Source organism: Myxococcus sp. AB036A (assembly GCF_006547355.1).
Classification (GTDB): domain Bacteria; phylum Myxococcota; class Myxococcia; order Myxococcales; family Myxococcaceae; genus Myxococcus; species Myxococcus virescens.
The window spans coordinates 11,247-23,664 of the sequence record NZ_VHLC01000040.1 but is presented as its reverse complement, the minus strand read 5'-3'; the positions used below and the strand labels follow the sequence as shown (position 1 = coordinate 23,664).

Genomic DNA, 12,418 nt, shown 5'->3' with positions numbered 1-12,418 from the left:
ACTTGGCTGGCTTCGCTCGCACCCAGTAGCGCGAACTCGGGCACCCGGCGCTCTGGAGCCTGCACCGCTTCGCGGAGCATGACGACGAGGTGCTCGGCCATCCGCTCGATGCGCTCGCGGTCGAACAGGTCCGAGCTGAACTCGAGCAGGCCGGAGAGGCCATCCGCGGATTCCTGCATGGACAGCGTCAGGTCAAACTTGGCGGTGACGCTGTCCAGGTCGAGCAACTGCACGTCGAGCCCATCCAGCGCGGGCGGTGAGAACGGCGCGTTCTGGAGCGCGAACATCACCTGGACCAGGGGCTGGCGGCTGAGGCTCCGCTCGGGCGCGACCACCTCCACCAGCTTCTCGAAGGGCACGTCCTGGTCCGCGTAGGCGTCCAAGGCCGTGCGCCGGACGCGCGACAGCAGTTCCAGGAAGCTGGGGTCGCCGGACAGGTCCATCCGGAGCGCGAGCGTGTTGACGAAGAAGCCAATCAGCGGCTCCGCCGCCGCGCGATTCCGGTTCGCCACCGGCGAGCCGATGATGAGGTCCTTCTGGCCGCTCAGCCGTGACAGGTAGGCGGTGAAGGCCGCCAGCAGCGTCATGTACAGCGTGGCGCCTTCCCTGCGGCTCAGTTCCTTCAGGCGCGCCGTGAGGGAACGGTCCACGTCGAAGCGGACCACGCCACCCCTGTACGTCGGCGTCTCCGGCCGGGGCCGGTCGCTGGGGAGGTTGAGGGACGTGGGCGCCCCCGCCAGGCGCTGCTTGTGCGCTTCGATGGACTCCGCGAGCGCACCGTCCCGCAGGAGCTGCCGCTGCCACAGCGCGAAGTCCGCGTACTGGACCTGGAGCGGCGGCAAGGCCAGCTCACGCTGCGAGCGCAGCGCGTTGTAACCGGCCGCGAGCTCACGCGCGAGGATGCCCACGGACCAGCCGTCGGAGACGACGTGGTGCATGGTCAGGACCAGCACATGGTCCGACTCCGAGATGCGGAAGAGGCGCATCCGCAGCAGCGGGCCCCGCCCGAGGTCGAACGGCCGGGAGACCTCCAAGCCCGCCTGGACCTGGATGAGCCCGAGCAGCTCCGCCTCCGAAGCGCCGGCCGGGTGGACCAGCTCCTCCGTGGGCGGAAGCTCGGCCGTGACGTTCGGGGAGATGACCTGGAAGGGCTGCGCGCCTTCCGCCGGGAAGCACGTGCGGAGCACTTCGTGCCGCTGGACGATGGCGTCCAGGCTCTGCCGCAGGGCTTCGTGGTGGAGGGGGCCTCGGAGCCGGAGCACCAGCGGGATGACGTAGATGGGGGCCCGCGTCTCCTCGATGCGGTCCACGATCCACAGCCGCTCCTGGGAGGAAGACAGTGGAATGCGCTCCGGGCGCTCCATGGGCCCGGTGAAGTCGACCGCGGCCACTCCGGGGCGCTGGCGCTGCTGTTGGACGGCCGTCACGAGCCCCGCGACGGTGGGGCTCGCGAAGAACGTGCGCAGCGGAATCTCCACGCCCAGCACTGCGCGAATCCTGGACACGACCTGCGTGGCCAGCAGCGAGTGTCCGCCCAGGTCGAAGAAGCTGTCGTGCACGCCCACGCGCTCCGCGCCGAGCAGCTCGGCGAAGATGCTGGCCAGGATCTCCTCCTCGCCGTTGCGCGGCTCGACGTAGGCCGTCTCCAGGCCCTGTGAGACGGATGGAACGGGCAGGGCGCGCCGGTCGACCTTGCCGTTCTCGGTCAGGGGAATCCGGTCGACGACCATGATGCTCGCGGGCACCATGTACTCGGGAAGGCTCGCCTGCGTCCGCTTGCGCAGCTCGCTCTCCAGGCGGCGATCCACCCGGCTCCGGAGCGGGTCATTGGCGCGGCGTGCCCCCGCGACGATTTCCGGTGCACTGCCGAAGAGGGCCACGGGCCCATGCGCCGACTTCGCGGCCGGGGTGAAGACCGCGTCGAAGGAACCATCCACGCCGCCGCGCGACCAGTCGAGGGCGACGTTGAGGGACAGGGCCTCCGCGAGCTGGTGGAGAGACTCGGGGTCGATGCCAGGCTCCGGATCACTCGCGGGCGTCGTGGCGTCGCGGTCCAGCACACGCCGACGGAGCTTCTCGAAGGAACCGGGCCGCGAGGCCGCTCCATCTGTCACGCTCGCCAGGGCGTCCAAGGACGCCTCGATTCGCGCGTTCCGGATGCCGCGCAGGCCGACACGCCGGGTGCCGTCCTGGGTCAGCCGGGCGCGGAGCTCGGGCAGGCTCCCGTTGCCCGGGCCCCAGGCCACGTCGGGGGCGGGGCTGGGCGGGGTGTCCAGGTGGATGAGCACGTCGTAGCGGAAGCGCGTCAGCTCGTTCAGGCACGCGCCCCGCTTCGGGCGAATCTCCACGTGGGTGAGGCGGGGGATGCGCTGCTTGAGGGCCCAGAAGAAGTCCGGGGCGAGCACCAGCTCCTCTTCCGCCGCCATGCGCTGCGCCACGCGGGTCTTGAGCACCTGTGGGTCGAGCGTGCCGGACGCCTGCGCCAGGACGATGGACGCGTGGAAGGCCTCCAGCAGGCGGAAGTTCCGCACGTCACCCACGAAGATGACGCCGCCCGTGTCCAGCCGCTGTGAAGCCTTCTCCAGGGCCTGGGCGAGGTACTCCGCGCTCGGGAAGTACTGGACCACCGAGTTCAGCATCACCGCGTCGAAGCGCATGTCGCCGAAGTCGATGCCGTCCAACTGGTCCGCCGCGCAGTGGAAGAGCTTCGCATGCTCGAGCCCGGCCGACTTCGCCGTGTTGCTCCGGAGCATGTTGACGACGACACCCGAGACGTCCGTGGCCCAGTAGGCCTCCGTGGACGGCGCAATCCGCGTGAGGAGCAGACCGGTGCCACAGCCGATCTCGAGCACGCGGCGGGGCTTCCGCACGAGAATCTGGTGGACCGTGTGGTCGACCCACTCCTTCATCGCCTCGGCGCTGAGCGGTGCGCCGGTGTAGCTGCTGTCCCAGCCCGCGATGTTGAAGCTGGGGTCCAGCTGCGGCTCGCTGGCGGAGCGTGCGTAGAGGTCGTCGTAGAGCGCCTTCCACTCGCCCACGTGTGTGTCGCCGACGCCGCCGTCCGCATCCGAGGACAGGAGCATCTCCGCGGCGTTGTCCCTGGGCACGACGTAGGCGGCGATGCGGCGGTCGTCCGCGCTCCGCTCGTGCGTGGTGACATAGGCATCAACGACCGCCGGATGCGTGGCGAGCACCGACTGGATTTCACCCAGCTCGATGCGGAACCCGCGAATCTTCACCTGGTCGTCGATGCGCCCCAGGTACGTGAAGCCGCCCTCCGGAAGGCGGATGGCGAGGTCGCCCGAGCGGTAGAGCCGCTTGCCCGGCGAAGACGGGTCCTCGACGAAGCGCTGTGCGGTGAGCTCGGGGCGCTTCAGGTAGCCGCGCGCAACACCAGCGCCGCCGACGTACATCTCCCCCGGAACGCCGGCCGGTACGGGCTGGCCGTGCTCGTCGAGCAGGTGCAGCTCGAGGTCCGGGAGCGGGCGTCCGATGGGGCTCGCGGCGGAGGTGAGGTCGGCCTCGGTCACCCGGTAGTACGTGACGTGCACCGTGGTCTCGGTGATGCCGTACATGTTGATGAGCTGCGTGCCGGCGTCCCCGTACCGCTCGAACCAGGGGCGCACGGTCGCCGCGTCCAGCGCCTCACCACCGAAGATGATCCACTTGAGGCCGCGGCCGCCCTTGCCATCCGCGATGGACGGCGCGCGCGTCAGCGCTCGGAACGCGGACGGCGTCTGGTTGAGGACCGTCACGCCCTCACGTGCAATCAGCTCACCGAAGGCCTCGGGCGCGCGCGTCATCCAGTGGGGCACGACGACCAGGCGCCCGCCGTACAGCAGCGGCCCCCAGAGCTCCCAAACAGAGAAGTCGAACGCCGCGGAGTGGAACAGCGTCCAGACGTCATCCGGCCCGAAGCCGTAGAGCGGCTCCGACGTGGTGAACAGCCGGGTGGCGTTGGCATGGGTGACGATGACGCCCTTGGGGCGCCCCGTCGAACCAGAGGTGTAGATGACGTAGGCGGCGTTGTCCGGCGTGATGGCCGGCTCGGGATTCGGCGTGCGCCGGCCGCCCTGCCAGTCGAGCGCGTCCACGAAGACGGTGGGCACACGCTGGGTGGGAAGCTCGCCGGTGCGGCTGGACTCAGTCACCAGCGCGGTGACCTCCGCGTCCTCCAGAATCAACGCGAGCCGGTCCTTCGGGCTTGCGGGGTCCAGCGGCACATAGGCGCCGCCGGCCTTGAGCACGCCGAGGATGGAAACGACCAGCTCCGCGCTGCGGTCGACGCAGATGCCCACCAGTGACTCGGGGCCCACGCCGTGGTCGCGCAGCGCATGCGCCAGGACATTCGCCCGGGCGTTGAGCTCGGCGTAGCTGAGGTGCGTCTCGCCAAACGTCAGCGCGGTGGCATTCGGGCTGCGCTCGGCCTGGGCCTCGAACCAGCCGGTGAGGGTCTGCGCGGTGGTGACGGCCGGGGCGCTTTCAACGCGCGCCTCGTGCACGGGGGACGGGGCCTTGACCGCCAGGGACAGCCGGGCCACCGGCTCATCCGGCGCGCGGACCATCTCTTCGACGAGCTTCTCGAAGTAGCCGCGCCACAGGGCGACGGTGTCGTCGTTGAAGAGGGCGCGGTTGAAGCGGAGCACGCCGGAGAAGGCGCCCCGCGTCTCCCACATCTCCAGCGTGAGGTCGAACTGCGACTCCTGGTCGCTGATGGGGAAGGGCTCGAGCTGCAGGTTGCCCCAATGGACGCGGGCGTCCTCGTCGGGCGACGCCCACAGCGCCATGGCGCCGCCGCCCTCGCGCGAGGCGTGGAGCGAGATGGACGCCTGGAAGAGGGGAGACACGCCAGGACGGCGCTCGATGTTCAGTCGCTCCACGAGCGATGCGAACGGGAGGTCCTGGTGCGCGAGCGCCTCGTGGACGACGGTGCGCATCCGGCCAAGCAGGGTCCGGGTGGAGGGCGCGCCGGAGAGGTCCGCGCGCAGCGCCACCGCGTTGGCGAAGTAGCCCACCACGTCATGGAAGGCGGAGCCGGGCCGGCCCGCCGTGGGCGAGCCAATCAGGATGTCCTCCTGCCGCGCCAGACGCCCCAGCAGGGCGGCATAGGCGGACACGAGCACGACGAAGGGCGTGGACTCGGCGCTCTGCGCGAGCGCCTTGATGCGGGCCGTCAGCTCCGCGGAGAGACGGAACGGGCTCGCACCACTCCGGTTCGCTGCGACGGCCGACCGGCTGCGGTCGGCGGGCAGCGACAGGATGGGGAGCTCACCATCGAGCTTCTTCTGCCAGTAGTCCCAGTGGGCCCGCCCCGCGGCACCCGACATCGTCTCCGCCTGCTGCGCGACGAAGGCTGCGTAGCTGCCCGTGACGGGCGGCAAGGACGGCTGCTCGCCTCGCGCGATGGCCTGATAGAGCTGGTTGAACTCCTGCTGGAGGATGCCCGCGGACCACCCGTCGTAGACGATGTGGTGGACGGTCATCAGGAGGACGTGGTCCTCGGCCCCCAGGGAGAAGAGGTTCCCCCGGAGCAGCGGACCCCGCTCCAGGGAGAACGGCTGACGGTAGGCGCGGGCCACCTCGGCCTGGAGCTGCTCGGCGCTCCAGCCCTGCGCGTCCACGTGGGTGAAGCTCGGCTCGAGGGTCGGGTGGCACGTCTGGACGAGCTGCCCTTCCGCGGTGGACGAGAACGTGGTGCGCAGGGACGCGTGGCGCTCGGCCAGCATTCCGAAGGCGCGCTTGAGCGACGCCACATCCATTTGCGAGCGGATGCGCAGCGCGAAGGGCGTGTTGTAGGCCGCGCTCTCCGGGTCCTGCTGGTGCAGGAGCCACAGTGCCTTCTGGCCGGACGCGAGCGGGGAGAGGCGGGGGGCCGCCTTCCCGGACTTCGCCATGAGCTCCGCGAGCAGCTTGCGCTTCGCCTCGAGTGAGAGGCCCTTCATGTTGTCAGCCGGGGTGCTCATGCCGTCTCCCTCTCCTGCGCCGTCTGCGCGGCGAGCATGGCCTGGAGGATCGTGTCCAGCTCACCCTCCGACATGCTGTTCACCTGCTGCTCGATTTCGGCTTCCTCCGTCACCGGTTCCGGCGCGGGCGCAGCGGCGGCGGCAGCGGGCCCGTCGAACTTCGATGACAGGTTGGTGGCGACCTCCACCAGGCTCCCGGCGCGCAGCAGCTCCAGCGCGGGAATCTCGATGCCGAGCGCCTCGCGGATGGTCCGCTGGACCTGCATCGACAGCAGCGAGTCCACGCCCAGCAGGGACAGGGGCTTCTGCGGCTCCACCCGATCCATGGGAATCTGGAGAATGCTGGCGAGCCGTTCGACGAGGAACTTCTCCAGCTCCGGCTGCCGGGCCTCGGGGGGCAGCCCCGACAGATGGCCGCGCAGCTGCTCCGCTTCGCTCTGTGCGCCACCCTGGGCACTGCCCAGCAGGTGTGACGTCCTGGCGGACTTGCCCAGGTGTGGGGCGGCGCGGCCCAGCTTGGACCACTGCACGTCGAAGAGGCCCAACTGCGGCGTGCGCAGGCGCAGCACCCGCTTGAGCGCGGTCAACACGGTGGCGGGCGCCATCGGGTTGAGGCCGAGCGATTCGAGGTAGGTTCGCACCGCTTCGTCCTGGGCCATGCCGAACTCACCCAGCACGCCCCAGTGGATGCTGATGGCCGCCAGCCCTCGCGCGGCCCGGTGCTCCGCGAGCGCGTCGAGGAAGCTGTTCGCCGCGACGTAGTTGCCCTGACGCGGGTTGCCAATCAGCGCGGCGACGGACGAGAACAGGACGAAGAGGTCCAGCGGCCGGTCCTGCGTCAGCTCGTGAAGAATCCACGCGCCGCCCGCCTTGGGAGACATGACGCGCTGGATGCGCTCGAGGTTCAGGTCGGGCATCGGCGCGTCGTCCAGCACGGCCGCCGTGTGCAGCACGCCCTTGAGCGGCGGGTGCGTGGCATCGATGCGCGCGAACAGCGCCCGCATGTCGTCCATGCTGCTGACGTCCGCGGCGGCCGCGGTGACGCGAGCGCCGGCCGCCTCCAGGTCCTGGACCAACTGTCTGGCTTCCGGTGTGGAGGCACCCTTGCGGCCAGTGAGCACGAGGTTCCGCGCCCCCTCCGCGACCATCCAACGGGCGAGCGCGAGGCCGAACCCGCCGAAGCCGCCGGTGACGAGGTACGTGGCGTTCGCATCGAAGAGCGGCTCGTCCGCCGCCGGCGCGAGCGCGAGCGGCTCACCATCGGTGAACGTCAGCGTGAGCCGGGCCAGCCCCTGGTCCTGTGAATGTTCCGCCAACCACGCCGGTGCCTCCTCGGCGCGGGTGACGGGCCAGGACTCGGACGGCAGCGCCGGTAGCGTCTGGAACCGGCCGATGACGGACTGGAGCCGCGCGGCGACTTCCTGGGGACGCTGGCGCAGCATGGCCGCGACGTCCACGCGTGCGCAGGCCGCGCCACGGGGCCAGGCGGTGGCGAACAGGCCCTCCGCCGGAGCGAGCGGGCCCGCATCGACGAAGCGGCCGAAGGCCCCGAGCACACTGGTGAGGGTGGGCTCCGCGTCGCAGGACGCGTTCACCAGCAGGTCCACGCCCGCGCCGTCCGTCCACTCCAGGATGTCTTCCGGGAGGGAAGGCGAGCGCCGGTCGAAGACGCGAACGCCCTCTGGCACCTGCCGCGTGTCGCCGTCCAGGATGATGGCCGTCCGGGCTCCCGCGGCGCGGCCGAGCTCGACCACGGCGGTCCCCACGCCACCGGCGTCCCCGATGACGAGGAGCCGTTCGGAGGTCTGGATGTGGCCATGCACATGAAGCGCGTACTCCGCGCTTAGGAAGGGCAGCAGCCGTCCCTGGGACGTGCCGGCGCTGACGAAGTCCCGGTCCAGGCGCAGCACCACGTGCGTGCCCACCACGGGCGCTTCTTGTGCGACCAGCGCCTGCACCACCTGGCCGGACGTGAAGCCCGGGGTGGCCTCGCCCACCGCGACGACCACGCCGCCCACCTCCAGCGGCCAGTGCGTGTCGGACGCACGCCGGCCTTGCACGGCCGCAGCGCGGGTCAGCGTCACGTGGGTGACCTTGATTTCGACCTCTCCGCGCGCGGGTTGCTTGCGCGTGGCGCGACGCGGCCGGCGCTCGGCGCCGTCGAGGGCGATTTCGAACACCTGCTCCACACCGGCCGGCGCGGGCGTGCCCTTCGTCTGGGCCTCCCACTCCGGAAGGGGCTTCGCGCTGAGGCGGCGGACGAAGCGGCGGGTGTCGCGCAGCGCGACCTCCTCCTCCTGCGTCTCCGCCAGCAGCTCGCGCGCAAGCCGCTCGATCAGCTCCGGCTGCGATGCCGAGGCGCCCTTCGGCAGGTCGATGGAGCGGGTCCGCAAGTGTGGGAACTCCGCGGGGACAACGCGCGCGAAGCCAATCAGCGGCGTGGCGGACAGCGCGCCCAGGCCGTCACCCGGGGCCGCGCGCTGTGCGTCGCGGGTGACGATGCGCAGCGACGCGCCATCGCCCGGCGCCAGGGCCAGCACCACGTCGAGCAGCGCCTGCACGTCGTTCGACTCGACTCCCGGACGCGCGTCCAGGCCGGCGAGGTAGGCAACGTGCTGGATGCGGACACGGCCCACGGCCTCCACGAGGGAACGGACGTCCTCCGCGTTCCCGGGCCGAACCTGGAAGCGGTGGTTCGACTCGCGGACGAACGTCTCGCCCCGCGTCACCAGGACCAGGTCCTGGATGCCGGTCCGCTGGAGTTCACGCGTGAGCTCGGCGCCGATTCCGCCCTGGTCCGCGAAGACGAGCCAGGTGCCCTGGCTCTTCGCGGGCAGCTCCTCGGCGGTGGCCTCGAAGGCGTGCGTGTACGTCCAGTCGTAGAACGCCGGCCTGGGCACGGACTCCTCACGGTCCGCGAGCGCGGCGCACTCGACGCCCGTCAGCTTCGCGGACACCCGTCCCTCGCCGTCCAGCAGCGTGATGTCACATTCGAGCTTGTGGGCCGTGCGCGCGCGAATCCGGGCATGGCACCACAGCGGCGCGTGGGCCACGGGAGGGGTGGAGAGCTGGATGCTCCGGCAGCCCATGGGCAGGTAGAGCCGCGCGTCGTCCTCGGGAAGCCAGGACACCATGGCTTGGAGGCACGGGTCCAACCACACGGGGTCGAGCAGCATCTGCGAATCCGCGGTGATGCGCGCCACTTCCGCTTCGGGAAGGACAATCTCGGCCAGCAGTTCCTTCTCGTTGCGGCGCAGCGTGCGGATGCCGCGCAGGCTGGGGCCATACTCGAGCCCGCGCGTCGCCAGCATCCGGTACAGCGCCTCGGTGTCGAGCGGCGCCTCGGCGTGGATGCCGAGCTCGCTTACCCGGGCCTGTGTCTCCGGTGGCGTGTGGACGTTCCGGCGGATGCGCGCGGTGGCGTGACGGGTCCACGCCGTGCGGTTGTCGCGCGGCCGGCTGTAGATGGTCACCGTCTGCGCCGCCTCGTCGTACGTGGTCCGGACGACGGGCTCGTCATGGCCAGTGACGACGAGCGCGTTCTCGAACCGCACCTCTTCCAGTGCATGCGGCTCGGAGAGGCCCATGGCGCGGCGAACGGCGAGCGCCAGCTCGACGTAGGTGGCGCCAGGGACGACGAGCGAGCCCCGGACGCGGTGGTCCTGGAGGCACGGCAGGAAGCGCGCGTTCAGCCCGCGCTCCCAGGTGGGCAGCGGCGCGGAGACGCGGGGGCCGAGCAGCGAATGCTCGTCCGAACCCCGACGGTCCGTGAGGGCCTCCTCCGACTCGTGCCAGTGCTTCTCACGCTGCCAGGGGTAGGTGGGGAGCGGGGTGTAGCGCGAGCCCTGCGGATAGAGGCCGCTCCAGTCGATGGGAATGCCCGCGACGTAGAGCTCGGCCACGGCCTTGGTGAACGTCTTGTGCTCGGGCTCCTGTCGCCGGAGGGAGGTGAGGACGCGGCCCTCGACGCGGGCCTCCGCGCAGCACTCCTTGATGGACGCCAGCAGCACGGGGTGGGGCCCCAGCTCGATGAAGAGCCGGTAGCCGTCCTTCAGCATCTGCCCCGCGGCCTTCGCGAAGAGCGTGGGCTCGCGGATGTTGTCGCACCAGTATTCCGCGTCGTAGGCAATGCCTTCGATGCGCCCGCCCGTGACGGTGGAGTAGGTGGGCAGGTGCCCGGCGGAGGGCTTCAGCGCGGCCAGGCAGCGGCGCAGCTCTGGCTTCAGGCTCTCCATGGCGGGGCTGTGGTACGGCACCTCGACCTTCAGGATGCGCTGGAACACGCCGCGCGCCTCCAGCTCCGCGGCGATCTCCTCGATGGCCTCCGCGTCACCCGACAGCGTCACCGCGTTGGGGCCGTTGATGGCGGCGATGGACACCAGGTCCTCACGCCCCCGGATGGCGGCGCGCGCGCCTTCCTCGGAGAGGCCCACGGCGGCCATCTTTCCCTGGCCCGCGGCCTTGGCCTGGATGCGGCTGCGCTCGTAGATGACGAGCATGGCCTGCTCCAGCGTGAAGCGGCCAGCGGCATAGGCCGACGCGACCTCACCCGCGCTGTGGCCAATCACCGCCGCGGGCGTGATGCCCGCGCGCCGCCACATCTCCAGCAAGCCAATCTGGAGGAACGTGTTCGCGGGCTGCGCGATGTCCGTCCGCGCCATGTTGGAGGACTGCTCGTCCGCGAGCATCTGCTCCAGCAGCGACCAGCCCGCCAGCCGCTGGAAGAGGGCGTCGCAGCGGTCCAGGGTGGCGCGGAACAGCGCGTCCTGCGCGTAGAGCTCCCGGCCCATGGCCCACCACTGGGGCCCCATGCCGGTGAACACGAAGACGGGCCGGGCATCCGCGGCCTGGAGCGTCCGGCCAGAAGCGCCCAGCTCGGCGGGGTTGCCCGAGGCGAAGGACTCCAGGCGCGCCGTCAGGTCGGCCACGTCCTCCGTCGCCAGCAGCGCCAGCCGGTGCTCATGGTGGGCGCGCCGCGTGGCCGCGGAGAAGCAGATGTCCGACAGCGAGGCCGACGCCGGCGCGGCGAGCATCTCCGAGTAGGACTGCGCCAGGGCGCGCAGCGCCTCGGGGCTGCGGGCGGAGAGGGGGAGGAGCAGCGGCGCCGGGGTCGCGTCGGCGCGGGCCTGCGACACGGCGGACGGGGCCTGCTCGATGACGCAGTGGGCGTTGGTGCCGCCGTAGCCGAAGGAGTTGACGCCCATCCGCAGCGGCTCGTCCTTCCGGGGGGCGAGCGTTTCGAGCGCGCGCGGGATGCGGATGCCCAGCGTGTCGAAGGGGATGGCGGGGTTGAGGTTGCGCAGGTTGGCCTGTGGGGGCAACTGCCGGTGCTGCAGGCACAGGCTCGCCTTGATGAGACCGGCCACGCCGGCCGCGGCCTCCAGGTGCCCGATGTTGGCCTTGAGCGAGCCGACCCACGGTCCCTGGCCGTCCTCGCGCTTGGAGACGGCGCCCAGGCCACCCAGCTCCGCCGGGTCACCCACGGCGGTGCCCGTGCCATGGGCCTCGAAGGCATGGATTTCGGTGGGGTCCAACGCGGCGCTGGCGCAGACGCGGCGAATCAGCGCTTCCTGCGCGCGAGAGCTCGGCGCCGTCATGGACTCGCTGTGGCCGTCCTGGTTGACGCCCGTTCCTCGAATGACGGCGTAGACGCGGTCCTGGTCTCGGACCGCGTCGGAGAGCCGCTTGAGCACCACGATGCCGGCGCCCTCGCCGCGGCCGTAGCCGTCCGCGCGGGTATCAAAGCTCTTGGAGTACCCGTCCGCCGACAGGAACTTGCCCTTGCTCATGGCCACGAAGATCTCGGGCCGGAACATGACGTTGACGCCACCCGCCAGCGCCAGTGACGTGGTGCCGCTGCGCAGGTCCTGGCACGCCAGGTGGACGGCGACCATCGACGAGGAGCACGCCGTGTCCAGGGAGATGCTCGGCCCCTGGAAGTCGAACATGTACGACAGGCGGTTGGAGAGCACCGTCATCGTGGAGCCCACCGCCGTGTGCGGTCCGATGAGCTCGCGGTTCATCGGCCCCATGTGCGTGAGCATGCTGTCGAGCATGAAGCCGCCGACGTAGACCCCCGTGGGGCTGCCCGCGAGCTTGTCCGCCGGAAGGCCCGCGTCCTCCAGGCTCTCCCACGCCACCTCCGCGAGCAGACGCTGCTGCGGATCGAGCGTCGCCGCCTCCCGGGGCGAAATGGAGAAGAAGGCCGCGTCGAACGTGTCGATGGCCTCCTGCAGGAAGCCTCCCGCCCGCACGTACGTCTTGCCTGGCTTGTCTGGGTTCGGGTCGTAGTACCGGCGGTGGTCCCAGCGCTCCTTCGGGACTTCTACGATGGCGCAGCGGCCCTGGGTGAGCAGCTCCCAGAGGTGGCGTGGTGACTTCGCGCCCCCTGGAAAGCGGCAGCCGATGCCAATGATTGCAATGGGGTCGTGCTCAATATTGGACACTGCGCTCAT

Annotated in this window: 2 protein-coding genes (1 of these 2 running past the window's edge); both read right to left on the bottom strand. The window is 70.8% G+C overall.

Going from position 1 to position 12,418, the window contains the following annotated elements:
- On the bottom strand, positions 1-5,963 hold the 5' portion of the coding sequence (locus FL344_RS17835; protein ID WP_141619370.1) for a non-ribosomal peptide synthetase. The gene continues 3,184 nt to the left of window position 1, outside the view; the window shows 5,963 of its 9,147 coding nt (coding positions 1-5,963); it begins with the start codon at positions 5,961-5,963; its stop codon lies off the left edge, out of view.
- Entirely contained in the window at positions 5,960-12,418 is a 6,459-nt protein-coding gene (locus FL344_RS17830) for a type I polyketide synthase (protein WP_194863145.1), read from the bottom strand. Before FL344_RS17830 ends, FL344_RS17835 begins: the two co-directional genes overlap by 4 nt.